Source organism: Yersinia alsatica (assembly GCF_025133195.1).
Taxonomy (GTDB): domain Bacteria; phylum Pseudomonadota; class Gammaproteobacteria; order Enterobacterales; family Enterobacteriaceae; genus Yersinia; species Yersinia alsatica.
The window spans coordinates 2,197,388-2,213,948 of the sequence record NZ_CP104006.1 but is presented as its reverse complement, the minus strand read 5'-3'; the positions used below and the strand labels follow the sequence as shown (position 1 = coordinate 2,213,948).

The following is a 16,561-nucleotide window of genomic DNA, read 5'->3' as shown; positions in this document are numbered from 1 at the left end:
CCAGTTCGTGAAGACTAAATGATAACATAAGGCTTAATCCTTACGTAGCATGGGTCTAATGCGATCTCTACCCTTATCGAGGTAATATTCGGGTTAAGATCAAATTTCTGAAGAAAAAACCAGCAACATTAGAATTGGATAACCTCGTGGCTGCAATTCTCACCGACAAAAAAATCGCGGACAGTCATTAACGACTAAGCTTATTACTTTGTTATTTTCCTGCACCCAGCCAAAACAACCATTTAATCGACCAACCAGGAAATCCCCTATGAGTGATGAAAAAATGTCCCCAGATAAGGATGAACTGAAAGTGGAAAGTGATGAGCAGCATGAGGGAAAAGAGATTGAAGTAAATGAAAAGAACCTGCCTTCCAAAGCGGCGGCAATTCATGAAATTATCCGCCTCGACGGGGAAAAGGAGTTAGAACGCGATAGCTTTGCATTATTATGGTCGGCTATTGCGGCTGGCCTTTCCATCGGAGCATCACTGATTGCCAAAGGTATCTTTCACGCAAAATTACCTGATACCCCGGCCAGTTTTCTGCTGGAAAATATCGGTTATACATTCGGTTTTATTATTGTCATTATGGCCCGCCAACAGTTATTTACTGAGAATACAGTCACGCCGGTGCTGTCAATCATGCAGAAACCTAGCCGCCAAAACTTCATTCTATTATTTCGTCTTTGGGGGCTGGTGCTACTAGGCAACCTGATCGGCACGGCTATCGCGGCCTATTCCTTTATTCATATGCCGGTATTTGATGATGCTACACGAGCAGCATTTGTCAGTATTGGACAAAGCGTGATGGATAACTCATCAGGTGAGATGTTTGCTAACGGTATATTTTCTGGCTGGATCATTGCCACCATGGTATGGATGATGCCTTCTGCGGGAGGCGCCAAGATTTGGGTGATCTTTCTGATGACCTACTTAGTGGCATTATGCGACCTGACTCATATCGTGGTCGGCTCAGTAGAAATCTTCTATCTGGTGTTTAACGGCTCACTACCTTGGCAGCAATTTATTTACCCCTTCGCCATCCCAACACTCGCAGGCAACATTATCGGCGGTACTTTTATTTTCGCCCTGATAAGCCATGCACAGATCCGCAGCGATATGCCCCACCGACCGAGAAAAAACCGCTAAGTGGAGAACCGCTCATCACCAGCACACCGATAGCCGCCTTCATCTGATTGCGGTGTGCTGGTGTTTTTGCACATAGAGAGCACTTATTCACTGCACATTGGTGACAGAGTAACCAAACAGACAGCTAACTGCTTATTATTTGGGTCAAAATGCGTATAATGCTCCGGCAGTCCACTTTATCGGCAGTAACCCTGCCAATAAAAAAGGTCCCCGTAGTTAAACGGATATAACAAGCCCCTCCTAAGGGCTAGTTACTGGTTCGATTCCAGTCGGGGACACCATTAGCACTTCTCAGTAAGTCTAATAAAGTCTAAAAATCCTTTTAAAACAAATACATTAAAAAACTCACATCCAAAGAAATCTCAAAAACACCCATAACAGCCACGCAAAACTTGTATAGAAAGTTGTATAACGCTAGGTTCGATCTTACGGTTATACAAAAATGCGGCTAAATGATTTCAAAATCTGCTCCGCCAAGCCGTCAGACAAAACTTATACACATCAATGATGGCAAAGGCTTATCCCTTATCATTTCCCCTAATGGGGTGAAAGGCTGGCGTTTCCGTTATCAATTTGGCGGCAAGGCCTTAGCGATCCTTGAAAAACTCGAGGTGCTGACAGGGAATTATAAATTGGTGTTCCCCGGCCGCAATGATGCCAGTAAGCCAATGAGTGAGGCGAGTATCAATAAGGTGATCAAGATGCTGGGTTATCACGGCAGGGCCACCGGTAACGGCTTCCGGCACACCATGAGCACTATCTTGCATGAGAAAGGCTATAACAGTACATGGATTGAAACCCAGCTTGCGCCCGTTGATAAAAATTCCATCCGTGGAACTTATAACCATGCGCAATATCTTGAAGGACGTAGGGAAATGTTGCAGTGGTATGGGGATTACACCATAAATGTGAAGAATTATAAAAATCAGACCTCTTATAATTGAGTAAAATAGAAACCCCACGGAAACGGCACTACACCGCACCCACCTGCACACTTTGCTTTATAAACTTATTTCAGTGTTAAATTTCTACAAACCCTAGTGCCGGCCGCGCCGTGGCTGGGGTTCTGGCTGAAAATTCCAACTGAAAAGATTGAAAAGAATTTCACTAAATTTCAGTTTCTCTTTTTCTAACCTTGCCACCAAAAGTTTTAATTATATGATTTAAAATAAGTATTCTATTTTACGTGGTGAGGATGGGGAAAATTAGGTGAGAGAATAGCGTGACGGAAATGTTGAAACCCTTGCCGGGCGCGGCTTCGCGGGGCAAGGTTATTTTGGCTAACAGAAAAACACAGCACAAGAGCGGGAAGAAAATCGAGCGCCGCAGTGGTAACACCGGGCTAACGGTTGGCATTTTCTCATGATAAAGAGCGAATATCCCTTCACCTGCACCTATTAAATAGCGCTACTTATCCGCTATTTTAAACTCCGAGGACAATATAATGAGAAAAACATTAAGGGTTAAGATTATTCAGATTTGCGATGAGAAAATCGAAAGAAAGGGAGATAACGTCGGGCTCTCTTTTTATGCCTTTTTTGCGAACAAAAATAATGATCCGGACCTGTTAATGGAAGCTGCCAGTTGGTGGATTAAAGAAATGAAATTAGATCATTTTGAGAAGGCGACCAAAATAAAAGCACTGGTTGAATCTATGAGTTGCTCATACTAATTTGGTAAATCCCCCAATAAAACCACTTAGCTAAGTTAATCTCTCTTGCATCCATCAAAGTGCGGGAAAGCATATTTTATCGCAGATAAGAATGATAGTTTCGAGCTAAAAAACCTGTCTTTAGTGGCCTGAATACTGCACCTGACTATCATTTAATACAATAAAAAGTGTAAAATATGTGGTTATCAGTATAGCAGTCTTCTATTTGTCATTTTTTTAATTTATTTAGATTAATTTCAAGAGGTTAACATAATGAATTTACCAAACTGTCCAAAATGTAGTTCTGAATACACATGGCAGGAAGGGGAAAAACTCAATTGCCCAGAATGTGGTCATGAGTGGTTGGAAAACAGTGATTCAGCAACTGCCGAAGAGGGATTAGTGGTACGTGATGCCAATGGCAATCTGCTCGCGGATGGCGACGCAGTGACAGTCGTTAAGGATCTGAAAGTAAAAGGCAGCTCTTCAACACTGAAAATCGGTACTAAAGTAAAAAGCATCCGCTTGGTTGAAGGTGACCACAATATTGATTGTAAAATCGACGGATTTGGTCCGATGAAGCTGAAATCTGAATTTGTTAAGAAAAGCTAACGGCTTAAGCGGTAATTCCCCCTCCCAGCAAAGACACTGACACTATAGGCTTGTTCGCATAGTCCACGGTATAAGCTTAGGGAGGGTACTCATCACTCCCTCTTTTTATCTCTTCCCTTTATCTCTCCTTTTTCACCGTCTGCCTCTCATCAACAGATTCTGTCGCTGTGTTCATTTAGATATATCTTTTTTTTGCACCACCCTCTTGCAAACTTCGATATATCGATTTAGATTAGATATATCGAAATTGTTTCGATATATCTAAAGGAGAGTTCTATGTTTGATTTTTCAAAACGTGGTCACCGCTGTGGTGATGGGCACCATGAAGGGCAGCGCGGTTGTGGTGAGAGAATGCATCGTGGCGGTCGCCACCATATGGCAACTGAAGGTGCCGATGCACCAAGAGGCGGTAGACGTGGGCGCGGTGATAAAATGCATCGCTTGTTTGAACATGGTGATTTACGCGTCGTTCTGCTGGCGCTGCTGGATAAAAAACCCAGCCATGGCTATGAGTTAATTAAGGCTATTGAAGAAGCATCTTCAGGCCTGTATGTACCCAGCCCGGGGGTTATCTACCCAACGCTCACACTGTTGGAAGAGCAAGATTTTGTTACGCCAGTGGCAACCGGTAATGGCCGCAAAAGCTACCAGATAACTGAAACCGGTAAAGCTGAATTACAACAAAATCAGCAAATGGTCGATATTATTTTCTCCCGATTGGCACAGGTAAATCGCCGTCCTGAGGGGAATTTGGCTGAAGGCATTTCTGACGCAATGCACCGCTTACGTCATATTTTGCGCAGTAATATGGTGCGTTCAGATGTCACTCCTGAGCAGGTAGTACGCATTAATGCCGCCTTACTAACAGCGGTAGAGGCCATCGAGAAAGAGTTAACACCGCCATCGGCAACTCCTGATGCAAATGAGCAGGAGAAAAAATAATGCCCGGTTACCGTTATCGTATCACCATTGAACCGCTGACCGATCGCAAGGGTGAAGCCATTGATAAAGCACCGGTAACTTTCGAAGCCGAGAATCATGACGATATTCTCGGCATCATCGAACGGTTGCAGGCACGTGAAGATTTGGGCTTCGGTAAAGAGAAAACGGCGGCATTCGCATTGGGCTTAAAACTGTTTTCAGAAACGATGATGGAGAATCGTAAGCACCCAGTGTTTGCCCCTTTGCGTACGGCATTTATGGATTTCATGACCAATTTAAAGAAGGGTTCGCCCCGCGATCGTAGCGACAATGCCGAGTAATAACTGATAACTATAAAATTAAAATAACCCATATCCGTATTACATTACTCGCTGGGAATATCAGCAATAACCGCTATTCCCAGCGAATTATTTAACTTAAATCAGCGCCATTGCTGGCAATCACTTTTTTATACCAATAGAAAGATTTCTTCTTCTTACGCGCTAAAGACCCCTTCCCTTGATCATCGCGATCTACATAAATAAAACCGTAGCGTTTACTCATTTCACCAGTCGAGGCGGAGACTAAATCAATACATCCCCATGAGGTATAGCCCATAACTGGAATACCATCATCAATGGCCTCTGCCATTGCTTTAATATGTTCACGCAAATAGCTGATGCGATAGTCGTCCTCAATCTCCCCTTGGGAATTAATTTCATCCTTCGCGCCCAATCCATTTTCAACCAAAAATAGCGGTTTTTGATAACGGTCATACATCATATTCATGGTGATACGTAGACCTAAAGGATCAATCCCCCAGCCCCATTCACTGGCCTGAATATGCGGGTTTTTCAGCGATTTTACGATATTGGCCGCGCTGCTATTCTGTTCATTCATATCCGCCGAGGCACAACGAGAGGCATAATAACTAAAGGAAACAAAATCCACGGTATGTTTGAGAATATCGTCATCTCCCGTTTCAGTCGTAATTGAAATACCTTTCTCTCTGAACAGCCGTCTGGTGTAGGCCGGATAAGCCCCGCGCGCCTGCACATCAATGAAAAACAGATTTTCGCGGTCTTTTTCCAACGCCGCCCAGACATCTTCAGGTTTGCAGGTTCGAGGGTAGAAATTCCCTCCCGCCAGCATGCAACCCACCTGATTCTGCGGATTCACCTCATGCGCAATTTTTGTTGCCAGTGCGCTGGCGAGCAGCTCGTGATGCGCCGCCTGATATTTTACCTGCTCCTGATTCTCATGTGGTTCAAATACTAAACCCGCACCAGAAAACGGACTGTGTAGCAGGATATTAATCTCGTTAAATGTGAGCCAGTATTTCACCAACCCATCAAATTCCTCAAAGCATGTCCGGGCATAGCGAGTAAAGAACTCCACCATTTTGCGGTTGCGCCACGAGCCATATTCAGCAACCAGATACATGGGAACATCAAAATGGCATAGCGTCACCAGCGGCTCAATGTTGTGCTTTTTACATTCGTTGAAGAGGTCGCGGTAAAAGGCAATCCCCTCGGCGTTAGGGGTTATTTCATCACCCTTGGGGTATATCCGACTCCAGGCAATTGATGTGCGAAATACCGTGAAACCCATTTCAGCCATTAGCGCGATGTCATCTTTATAGCGATGATAAAAATCGATTGCCTGATGGCTGGGGTAAAACTCATCATCTCTTAGGGCAAAGCGCTTCTCCTGCCCTAACTTCACTGCCAAACGATGGGGTCCATGAGGAATCATATCCACCGTTGTCAGCCCTTTCCCACCTTCAAAGCACGCACCTTCGGCCTGGTTTGCGGCTAATGCGCCGCCCCATAAGAAACCGTCGGGAAATGTTGTTGCTGGCATTAAGTACCTCTTTATCTAGTTAATTTTTACTGCGCTGTGCGGAGTAACCGAGTCAGTCGAATGGTTACTGGCACTTTCATTATCTTCAACAGGAATATCTTCAAATCCCAACAGTAATGTCATGACGAATGAGATAACTATCGCCAAAACCATGACGCCAAATACCCAAACAATGCTCATTGGATTTGCTGGGTCGAAGAACTGAACACTGGTAAATAGCCCGGGAGAAGCCATTGAGTGACTGGCTAGCCCGCCAATTCCCGCCACTGCACCACAAATAAATCCACTGATAAGGCTGGCAATCAATGGGCGCTTGAGACGCAAGGCAACACCATAAAGTGCTGGCTCAGAAATACCGGCAACAATGGCGGAGGCCGCAGCGGCCAATGCTGTTTGGCGTAATTCAGGATTTTTGGTTCGCCAGGCGACCGCCAGTGAGGAACCGCCAAGAGAAAGGTTGGCACCAATTTCTGACGGCATAACCATGCCCTCTTTCCCAGTTTCTGCAATGGTTTGAATGATAGTGGGCGTAAATACGCGGTGCATGCCGGTCATAACCAGTAGCGGCCAAAGTGCGCCCATAATCGCCACAGAGAGCCAGCCCAGATAATCATGAACGGTATAGACCAGAGAGGATATTCCGCTACCGATCCAGATCCCCAGAGGGCCAATGAACATAATCGCAATAGGCGCTGAAATCAGCACAATCAACATGGGCTTAAGGAAGTTTTTAGTGACCGCCGGCGTAATACGGTCAACCCATCGTTCAATATAAGAGAGCAGCCAGGTCATGCACAGTGCCGGAATCACGGTATACGTGTATTTCACCGCTGTCACGGATACACCCATAAAATCAACCTGTTGGCCTTGCGCGGCCTTAGCCATCAAGTCAATAAAAGCTGGATGAACCAACACCCCGGCAATAGCAATGGCCAGCGACATATTGGTTTTGAATTTTATCGCTGCAGAAGCGGCCACCATCACCGGCAGGAAGAAGAAAGCACCGTCACCAATAACATTAAGGATAATAAGAGTTGATGAGCCTTTCTCAAAGATACCGGTCATATCCAGTATCATCGCCAGCAATTTCACCATCGAACCACCGATAATGGCTGGAATCAAAGGTGACATCGTGCCAATCAGCGCATCCAGTATCCCTGCGCCAATGCGTTTTAAGGTGATTTTGTTTTTCTGCGGCAATGCATCGGCAGGTAATACCCCCTCAGGGAGCAATTTGATCACTTCGGCATAGGCAGAGGAAACATTATTGCCAATGATAACCTGACACTGATTTTCACTGCGCACGACACCCAACACACCAGTGATGGATTTCAATTTAGCCAGTTCAACCGCACTGTCGTCCTGGAGCACAAAACGTAAACGCGTCATGCAATGGGTTACTGCCACCACATTACCCGCCCCACCAATGGCATCGACTATTTGTCGAGATACTGCGGCAAAATTTTTTGACATGAGTAGCAACTCCCCGTAATCGCACGCCGAGCTATGCGAACTCTTTGCGGTTTAAGGAAACTGCCCTCACCAGCATAAATTCACAATTAGCTATTAAATTCATATTGTTATAATTTGATTGCCTACGAAAAACCATTCTATCTTGTCATTTTCAACTGCGTAGGTAACCGGTTCCACATGAGAATCTTAAAAAACGGCATGGAATTCAATAGATGAGTTTATTCAATTTTGATTATGTGACAATGATCGCCATTGATGAAGAAATTGATCTTATGTGACAGTCACAAAGTGACATATCAAGCCAATCATGGAGCTTTGGGAGATTTCCTACACAGAAAAAGGCATTTCCTAAATAAAACCGGGAAGAATCATTCCATTATATATTCACTAGGGTCAACCTGACGCATATTAGGGATAATCACAAATGCATAACCATTTATGGAAGAAATTATTCAAGACACCCAATGACCAGCGGTTACTGTCTCACATTCACATTCCGTTGCTAAAAACAAAACCCATGAACTTAATTAAAATCCTGCACAGAACATTTACTCCTTTAAAATTCTCTTTTAACAGCACTCACCACAATCTAATTTACTAAAGTTAATTAATCAGTATGGCGATTATATTTTTAGCATCAAAAAATAACATTATATTGACAATATAAAACGCAATGCATTTCAAGAAAAATAAATATTACATCAAGAAAAACAATACAATTAAAATACTGGTGTTTTTGTAATTCTTTATCATTAAATATTTTACAGTATCACTTACCTTCTTAGAGAATAAGCAACTCATAAATTTTCCTGACTTAGGAAATAAAAATCACTATGAGAAAATTTAAAACATTAGCGGTGTTAAGTTATCAACCCGCTTTGCATTATGGAATTTCGGGGCTTATTTTTCTATTGAGTCTCGCTGTCGCACAAGCGGCTCCTATTATCATTGATGGAGGAGCAACCCGTAACGAAGTGGGTAGCTCACCTCCGTCGATCAACAACGATATGGTAGATGGACAGAATTTAGCAATTGAAGAATATAAATCAAAAGGGATAACAGCATCAGTAGAAAGCGGCTATACCTTTAAGATAGGAGAGAATACAGCGAAAAATGCGACGTACTTTATCCAGCCTAAAGGGCAGGTTACTTGGATGGACATCAAAGCAGACGACCACATAGAAGCTAATGGAACTCACGTGTCTGGCAAAGGTAATGGCAATATCCAGACCCGTCTGGGTGTGAAAACCTTTATGAGCGGCGATGCCGATCAAGATAGAGATATCCAACCATTTATGGAGACTAACTGGGTCCATAACACCAAAAACTTTGGTACCACAATGGATGGTATCAGAGCATTCTCTTTCTGACTGAATTAGGTTGTTGCCAGCTAACTCCTCACAGGAAGCAACACACAGTGGAGAATATGATGTGATACAGCCGGCGTTTAGAAATGGCAATGCTTTACGCGTTAAATAAAATGATGCAGCAAGTCCTCATGTAGTCGACATACCGTTCAGCAATGGACAAGATTTTTCATCAATTCAGTGAGAATACCATGAGAGAATTACCTAAAATAAACCAACTGAAAAACCTGAGGGCAATTATTCAGTATGGCAGTATCCGAACGGCTGCTCTGGCGTTACACCAGACACAGCCAGCGATGACAAGAAGTATTCAAGAATTGGAGAAAATACTCGGCGTTTCACTATTAGTCCGCGGGGTTCACGGTGCTGAATTAACAGAGATGGGAAGAGTATTTGAACCCAGGATGAATCTGGTACTAAACGAATTAGAGCGGGCATTAGATGAATTAGAACAAATTGAACGCTCTTCTGAAGGTTTAGTCACATTTGGTTGTTCTCATTTACCTGCATTAACTTTTGTGCCAGGGGTCATAAAAAATTTTCAAGAGTCTTACTCTACTGCGCGAATTACTGTCGCTGAAGGTCAACTTTCCGAATTACTGGCCTCGCTACGCCTTGGTCGATTGGATTTTTTTATTGGTATAATTTCTCCTGATATATCACTACGCGAGTTCGTTAATGAACATTTAGATGTGACTCAATTTGCGGTCATTGCCAGAAAAGGACATCCACTAGCAAACAGTACTTCATTAAGTGAGCTACGGGGAGCTAAATGGTATTTACCAACAGCCAGAGCTGGATTCTATAATGATATAGAATCGTTAATATTTCCTTATGGTAGAGAGCCTGAGTCTTCGGTTATTTTTGGCAATTCAGCAACTATCGCAGAGCACCTTATTTTAAAAGAAGATTATCTATTTGTTGGGCCAAAAATGATGGTGACTGTACCCTACTTACAGCAGGTCGTATCTATTATTCCAATAAAAGAAAAATTACCGGATGGCCATTACAGCTTAATCTACCGAAGGCAACAGTCATTAACACCCATGGCAAAAAAGTTAATGGACGATATTCGTTTTGCCTATTTAGAGTTAGTCAATCGACAGGTAATCTAAGCAACTGACGGGGGAACGTCGACTACTGGAAAGCCACTTAATGCAGCAGAGAAAACACCTTGTAGAGTTAATTATCACATAAACTTATCTTGATGATTTTTATCCTTATGTTTTATATGGCTTTTTGTTGGGGGTATGATATTTAAGCATCATATGAAAATAAAAGTGACTTTTCAACCGCAATAGTTTTTTTTATAGTGCGATCAGAGTGAAAGAATAGCGAAATGGGTCGCAAAAATGTATTCCCAGTAAACAGTATTTATTAAGGTTAAAGTTAACATACAAACTGTTATTCCTTTACTTTTCACATACAATTAACCCTTTTAATATGAATTTATTTTCCCTTTGCATTAGCTTCATTCCTGCTAGTCGCCGCATAAAAACGTGATTATTTCAGGGTTAATATAAGGTGTTAATGAAAGAGACCGCTATGAATAACGTTATTATTTTCAGCAATTATGACTTAGTTCGCTTTTTTTTAAAGCGAACAATAGAAAATATTACCATTATGCGGCCTAAACGAGGCAATGTCGCTATTAGCGTCTGTTACTCCTTATCTGAATTAGAAAACAGCATTCTAACTTTAGATAATCCAACAATTATATTTGATATTGATGACGTGTCGAAATTTGAACAGTTCCGACTCTTTAAAATTGCTAAAGGTAAAGTAAAACAAGATCGCCTTTTTCTATTTACTTCTGAGCATGAAAAGTCCGGAAGCTATACAATGTTAATGCAAATATCATCATTTCTACTCAGTAAAACTGCGCTACAAAGTCAAATTGAGGCCATGTTTTATCACTTGATTTTTCGCTCTAATAATCCTCCTAAAGCAAAAGTGCTAATGCAGGCAAGCTCAAGCTCTTCTGATAGAAGAGAAAGAATAGGGCTGACCCAACGAGAAAGTGAAGTGTGTCGCCATCTGCTGTCTGGGCTATCAAATAAAGATATTAGTATATTGCTCGGCATCAGTAACAAAACCGTCAGCTCCCATCGAACAAACATATACAGCAAGTATCAATCCAAGAATCTGCTTGAGCTTTACTCACGATTAAAGGTTTAACTTTAAATAACAACAAGTTGGTCTGATACCACCAAAATAGTAAAGTGACCAAGATGGCAACGGTCTGCCTGCTATCCTCTTGGACACCGGACAACATCAGTGAGATTCACCCTACTTCAACCTCGCTCCCCCTGCATTTTCAACGACGAAGAGTATAGAATAGCAATAATTTTCAATGAGTCAGGAAAGGCCTATGTCTACAATGCAAGAAGTGGCAAAGAAAGCTGGGGTGTCGAAAGCCACTGTTTCGCGCGTGTTGTCAGGCAAAGGCTACGTCAGCGAAGCGACTAAAGAGCAGGTATTTAAGGCTATTGAAGAAACGGGATACCGTCCTAATCTACTAGCGAGAAATCTGGCAACAAACAAATCGGAATGTATCGGTCTGGTCGTCACCAACACCCTATATAACGGTAGCTACTTTAATGAAATTCTTTCTCAGGCAGCGCAAAAATTAGAGAGTAATGGCCGTCAATTGGTGTTGGTTGATGGGAAACACAGCGCCGAAGAGGAGCAAGAAGCCATTCAATTTCTGCTCGATTTACGCTGCGATGCAATAATAATCTATCCCCGTTTTTTAACCGTGGATGACATGGATATTATTATTGATAGATATAAACAGCCCATTATGGTGGTCAACAGAAAGCTTAGAAAAAATCATAGCCATTGTATTTTCTGCGATCATAAAGGGTCTAGCTATAATGCAACTAAATATCTTATTGAGCGGGGCCATCAAGATATTGCATTTATTACTGGCTCACTTGACTCACCGACAGCAATAGAACGCCTTGCAGGGTACAAAGCTGCATTAGAAGCATCTTCGCTACCGGTTAGAGATAAGCTGATTGCACAGGGAAAATGGACACCGGCCAGTGGCGCATCGGCAATCGAATATCTGTTAAACAGTCAGTTACCTTTCAGTGCGATAATCGCCAGTAATGATGACATGGCCATCGGTGCAATGAAAAAGTTAAATGAAGCTGGTATGAAAGTCCCGGAGAATATCTCTATTATTGGCTTTGACAATATTCCTATCGCACCTTTCCTGCTGCCGCCACTATCCAGTATAAAAGATCCCGTCAGCGGGATGATAAATGAAGTTATTAATCGCCTGATATCAATGTTGGATGGCGGATATTTATCAAATGAGAACCTATTTCAATCCGATCTGATCATTAGGGACTCGGTTGCTGATGGGCCTTTTTTAGCCCGATGAAAGCTCACTAACCTGTGGTAAATATCCAGTAAAAAAGGAGCCAAGGCTCCTTTCCATCAAACTGTTAGTCGTGCTAGTAAATAAAAGCTATTTAGCTCGCACACCTTCGACCGACAGAATCAATTCAACGTCCTGTGACGCTGGACCTAAGTCGGTGGTGATATTAAAATCTTTCAGCTTAATATTACCATTGGCCTCAAAACCTGCACGATAACCACCCCATGGATCATTGCCCTGGCCGGTTAGTTTGCTTTCTAGCGTCACCGGTTTAGTCACACCATTTAATGTCAGGTTGCCAACTACGGTATACCCTTCGCCATTCTTCTTCACTTCAGTAGACTCAAATGTCGCCTGCGGGAATTTACCGACATTCAAGAACTCTTTGCTGCGCAAATGCTTATCACGCTCTGCATGGTTAGTGTCTACGCTGTTGGTGTTGATCACGACGTTAACTTTGTCGGCAGCCGGATTCTTCTCATCAAAAGTGAAAGAACCATCGAAATCTTTAAAACTGCCGTATAACCAGCTATAGCCTAAGTGTTTAATCCGGAATTCGATAAAGGCATGCTGACCTTCTTTATCGATTTTATAGTCGGCGGCTACGGCGCTGCCTGCGGTAAACATCAGTGCGCCTACAGTCAGGCCCAATAGGGTCTTATTAAACATACTTAATTCTCCATAATTCAGTTGGTTAATCGGTGCTACGTCCCAGCATCCGTTTAAGGGTAATATCACCATCAATAAAGTGGTGCTTAATCGCGGCCAAGCCATGTAATAGCGAAAGAACTACAACCGCCCAAGCCAGATAAAGATGCACAGCACCGGCGGTATCAGCCTGATCGGGTAAACCGGTAAATGTTGCCGGTAAGGAAAACCAGCCAAATACATTGATTGGTTGCCCATCAGCTGTTGAGATCAAATAGCCGCTGAACATAATGCAAAATAAAACAATATATAAAACCAGATGGGCCAATAGTGCACTTAATCGAGTAAAACGACTATAACTTGATAATGGTTTAGGTGGTGGTGAAATAAAGCGCCATACCACCCGAAATAACATCACAGCAAAGAGTATGCATCCGATACTCTTATGTATTTCAGGAGCCTGATGATACCAACCATCGTAATAGCCAAGAGTCACCATCCACAGCCCTAAAGCAAACAGTGCATATACAGTTAATGCTACCAACCAGTGGACACTAATAGTGATGCTGCCAAACTTCTCCCTGGTATTTTTCCAAAGCATAATGATTCCCTTTTGCTCAATTCATAGAACAATAGTCAAACATTATGAAACATAAAATCAACACTTATTTGATATAAGATATATTTCAACCTTTGCGGTCAGTTATTTTGCAAAAGTTTATAATTACTCAATCAGTATAATTGTTGGACTTTACTTAACCTGACATAAGTACAGTAAGCAAGCAGATGGATATGACAAAAAACAATGCCATTATAAAATCTATAATGGCATTAGAGGAGGTCGGTGTGAGCTACTTTTATCTGACAGAAATACCCAATACTATGACGTTATACTGAAAAACCGAGATAGAGATAAATGGCCAAGACAATACTCGCGGTGGCAATAGCATAGGGCATCTGTGTTCGAATATGCTCAATATGGTCACAATCAGTAGCCATAGATGCCACGATAGCATCACCCGAAATAGGCGATGTCATGTCCCCGAAAATAGACCCCGCAATGGCTGCACCAATCATATATTCTACAGGTATCCCGACCGAGACTCCCAGTTGAACCCCGATTGGAATCATGATGGCAAACGTCCCCCATGATGTTCCCGTAGCAAGCGACATAATGGCACTGATAATAAATATAAAGCCAATAGAGAAGCCCGGGGAAATTACACCGGAGGTTATCGTTGCAATATATTGCCCTGTATTAAGATCAGCCGAGACATTCCCCATCAAAAATGCCAATACCATAATTGAGCTGATCTTTACCATGCTGGCATAGCCGACATACAGTTCTTTAAAGAAAGATTCTATATTCAGAATTCGCCGACCACAGAACCAAACAAAAGATACGGTGGTGCCAAACATCACGGCACTATAGACCGACATAGAACCGCTACCTTTAGTAAAATCACCGTCTCCTGTGACATACAATGCAACCGGAACAGCAATGACGGTCGATAGAATGGGGATTAGGAAGTTAAGCAATGAATGACATGCCGGATGATCAATAACTTCATCTTCTTCTTTCTCAACATGTAAGTCTTGCTTGCTGACGAAATTCACTTCAGCTTTCTTCATTGGCCCCCAAGATGCGCCTGAGAAAATATAGAACAGCACCGAAGCTAACGAGAACCACGCCATCAAATTCCACACCATTGATCTGGCCAGAATTTCAAATGGCTGACCATCGATGTATCCTTTGGCTATCTGCACACCGATAACCCCCATCATTGCCGCCCCCCAGCCATTAATCATGGCCGAGGAACAGACAGATACACATGAAGTTTGCACAATGTAAGACATTTTTTCCGGTGACAGACCGTATCTTTTGGCCAGATCTTTGGTTGATGCCCCGGCAATAAGTTGGTTAATCGAACTTTCAATGAAAATAATTGAAGTAATTACCATTGCTAACAGCTGAACAGCTTTTTTATTAGTCACAAATTGGGTCTTTTCTGTTAAGGCCCGAACTAAACTTCTTACGCCACCGGTAACAACAATTAAACGCATTATCCCGCCAATCATTACCATAAAGATAACGGTGCGTGTATTCCCAGGAGAGGAGAAGGTGTCAATAATGCCATTTAAAGTACCACTAATACCATGAATAATATTGTGATCATTGATCACCGTAAATCCAACAACTATCCCCATTAACAATGACAATATTACCTGCCGGGTAAATATTGCCAAACAAATAGTCACTAAAGGAGTAATAATTGTCCAAACGCCATAATCATGCATATGACTACCCTATTTAATTATTGTATAAAGGAAAGGGCTTGCTCTGCGTCTTCTATTAAATCATTAATATCTTCGATGCCTATTGAAAGGCGTAGTGTTGTATCGTATATGCCAATATTCTCCTTCTCTTCTTTAGACATAGAACCATGAGACATTGAGGCCGAATGGTTAACCATACTTTCAACCCCTCCCAGTGATTCGGCCAGGACAAAATAATTTAACTTGGCAATAAAAGTTTTTACCTCTGTTATATCGCCTTTCAGCCGGATACTGACTACCGCACCACCTGAGCGCATCTGCTTTTTACATAACTGATGTTGTGGATGCGACTCCAGCCCTGGGTAATGAACATCGAGTACCTTAGGATGTTGTTCTAAGAACTGAGCGATTTTTAACGCATTACTGCATTGGCGCTCTATACGTACATCAAGCGTTTTCATGCCACGCAGTGCCAGATAGGCATCAAATGGAGAGGCGATAGCACCAACAGTGGTTTTACAAAAATCCAATTGCTCTGCAATATCCTGAACATTAGTAATAACTGCACCGCCAATCAAATCAGAATGTCCGCCAATATATTTACTGGTAGATAGCATGACGATATCAGCACCCAAGGTGAGAGGACGTTGGTTCCAGGCGCTGGCAAAGGTGTTATCCACGCAGGTCATAATCCCTTTGCTTTTGGCAACCTGACATACAGCTTCAATATCAACTAATTCCAATAGCGGATTAGTTGGAGTTTCAATCCAGATTAGGCGGGTATTTTCTTGAATATGATTATTTGCTGCCGCGAGGTCATTCAGATCGACATAGCTGAAAGTGGTCCCTGATGTTTGTTTTCGTAACCGTTCAAACAACCGATAAGTACCACCGTAAACCCCTTTCATCACTAAGACATGAGAGTCTTTAGGGAGTAACTCCAAGATGAGCGCTGTGGCGGCCATCCCAGAAGCTGTTGCCGTCGCATAGACTCCACCTTCTAATTCAGCCAAGGCGGTTTCATAGGCATACCTAGTTGGGTTACTGCATCGGGAATAACAAAACTCCCCTTCTTCACCTAAATTTGGCTGAATGAAAGAACTGGCGGTGGTAATAGGTGGAAAAATAGCATTATTACCACGGTCAACTTGATCTCCCGCGTGGATCACCAGAGTCGCAATTGATTTTGTCTTTTTCATTATTTGTTCCCTTAA

14 protein-coding genes, 1 tRNA gene and 2 pseudogenes are annotated in these 16,561 nt (G+C 42.5%); 11 read left to right on the top strand and 6 right to left on the bottom strand.

The window, feature by feature from the left end; translation table 11 throughout:
- The first annotated feature begins 268 nt into the window (after positions 1-268).
- From N0H69_RS09830 to N0H69_RS09800, 7 genes and pseudogenes are all read left to right on the top strand, one after another.
- Entirely contained in the window at positions 269-1,147 is an 879-nt protein-coding gene (locus N0H69_RS09830; protein ID WP_050151961.1) for a formate/nitrite transporter family protein, read from the top strand.
- 206 nt (positions 1,148-1,353) lie between these two features.
- A tRNA-Arg gene (locus N0H69_RS09825) sits at positions 1,354-1,428 on the top strand.
- Between the two features lie 300 nt (positions 1,429-1,728).
- A pseudogene (locus tag N0H69_RS09820) lies at positions 1,729-2,091 on the top strand (tyrosine-type recombinase/integrase); the annotation flags it as partial.
- A gap of 500 nt (positions 2,092-2,591) precedes the next feature.
- Complete coding sequence (locus N0H69_RS09815) at positions 2,592-2,819, top strand: DUF6500 family protein (protein WP_050151959.1); 228 nt, start codon at positions 2,592-2,594, stop codon at positions 2,817-2,819.
- A 249-nt stretch (positions 2,820-3,068) separates the two neighbouring features.
- The gene (locus N0H69_RS09810) at positions 3,069-3,410 is read left to right on the top strand and encodes a zinc ribbon domain-containing protein YjdM (protein ID WP_172665467.1); all 342 of its coding nucleotides are present in this window, start codon (positions 3,069-3,071) and stop codon (positions 3,408-3,410) included.
- A gap of 276 nt (positions 3,411-3,686) precedes the next feature.
- Positions 3,687-4,352 (top strand): PadR family transcriptional regulator, encoded by a 666-nt coding sequence (locus N0H69_RS09805; protein ID WP_050109463.1) that lies wholly within the window; start codon positions 3,687-3,689, stop codon positions 4,350-4,352.
- Entirely contained in the window at positions 4,352-4,672 is a 321-nt protein-coding gene (locus N0H69_RS09800; RefSeq protein WP_050109462.1) for a DUF3861 domain-containing protein, read from the top strand. Before N0H69_RS09805 ends, N0H69_RS09800 begins: the two co-directional genes overlap by 1 nt.
- A gap of 91 nt (positions 4,673-4,763) precedes the next feature.
- On the opposite strand, the gene N0H69_RS09795 is transcribed toward N0H69_RS09800, so the two are convergent.
- Both N0H69_RS09795 and ascF read right to left on the bottom strand, forming a co-directional pair.
- The gene (locus tag N0H69_RS09795; protein WP_050151958.1) at positions 4,764-6,194 is read right to left on the bottom strand and encodes a 6-phospho-beta-glucosidase; all 1,431 of its coding nucleotides are present in this window, start codon (positions 6,192-6,194) and stop codon (positions 4,764-4,766) included.
- 15 nt (positions 6,195-6,209) lie between these two features.
- Positions 6,210-7,667 carry a PTS cellobiose/arbutin/salicin transporter subunit IIBC gene (gene ascF, locus N0H69_RS09790; RefSeq protein WP_050151957.1) on the bottom strand — a complete coding sequence of 486 codons (1,458 nt, stop codon included), beginning with the start codon at positions 7,665-7,667 and terminating at the stop codon, positions 6,210-6,212.
- Positions 7,668-8,668: 1,001 nt separating this feature from the next.
- On the opposite strand from ascF, the pseudogene N0H69_RS09785 reads away from it, so the two are divergent.
- From N0H69_RS09785 to N0H69_RS09770, 4 genes and pseudogenes are all read left to right on the top strand, one after another.
- Positions 8,669-9,019 (top strand): annotated as a pseudogene (locus tag N0H69_RS09785) (autotransporter outer membrane beta-barrel domain-containing protein); the annotation flags it as partial.
- Between the two features lie 206 nt (positions 9,020-9,225).
- Complete coding sequence (locus N0H69_RS09780) at positions 9,226-10,149, top strand: LysR substrate-binding domain-containing protein (RefSeq protein ID WP_050109493.1); 924 nt, start codon at positions 9,226-9,228, stop codon at positions 10,147-10,149.
- Positions 10,150-10,579: 430 nt separating this feature from the next.
- Complete coding sequence (locus tag N0H69_RS09775) at positions 10,580-11,212, top strand: helix-turn-helix transcriptional regulator (protein WP_172665461.1); 633 nt, start codon at positions 10,580-10,582, stop codon at positions 11,210-11,212.
- A 193-nt stretch (positions 11,213-11,405) separates the two neighbouring features.
- Positions 11,406-12,425 carry a LacI family DNA-binding transcriptional regulator gene (locus tag N0H69_RS09770; protein ID WP_050120774.1) on the top strand — a complete coding sequence of 340 codons (1,020 nt, stop codon included), beginning with the start codon at positions 11,406-11,408 and terminating at the stop codon, positions 12,423-12,425.
- An 87-nt stretch (positions 12,426-12,512) separates the two neighbouring features.
- Here the strand turns inward: N0H69_RS09770 and N0H69_RS09765 are convergent, their stop codons facing one another.
- The 4 genes from N0H69_RS09765 to N0H69_RS09750 all read right to left on the bottom strand — a co-directional run bounded on the left by N0H69_RS09765 (position 12,513) and on the right by N0H69_RS09750 (position 16,546).
- On the bottom strand, positions 12,513-13,091 hold the full coding sequence (locus N0H69_RS09765; RefSeq protein WP_050120772.1) for a YceI family protein: 579 nt from the start codon (positions 13,089-13,091) through the stop codon (positions 12,513-12,515).
- Between the two features lie 25 nt (positions 13,092-13,116).
- A complete protein-coding gene (locus tag N0H69_RS09760; protein ID WP_050120770.1) occupies positions 13,117-13,671 on the bottom strand; it encodes a cytochrome b in 555 nt (184 codons plus the stop codon).
- Positions 13,672-13,958: 287 nt separating this feature from the next.
- The gene (locus N0H69_RS09755; protein WP_050109454.1) at positions 13,959-15,368 is read right to left on the bottom strand and encodes a Na+/H+ antiporter NhaC family protein; all 1,410 of its coding nucleotides are present in this window, start codon (positions 15,366-15,368) and stop codon (positions 13,959-13,961) included.
- Positions 15,369-15,385: 17 nt separating this feature from the next.
- Positions 15,386-16,546, bottom strand: coding sequence for a trans-sulfuration enzyme family protein (locus N0H69_RS09750; RefSeq protein ID WP_050151955.1), 1,161 nt, complete (start codon positions 16,544-16,546; stop codon positions 15,386-15,388).
- Positions 16,547-16,561 lie beyond the last annotated feature (15 nt).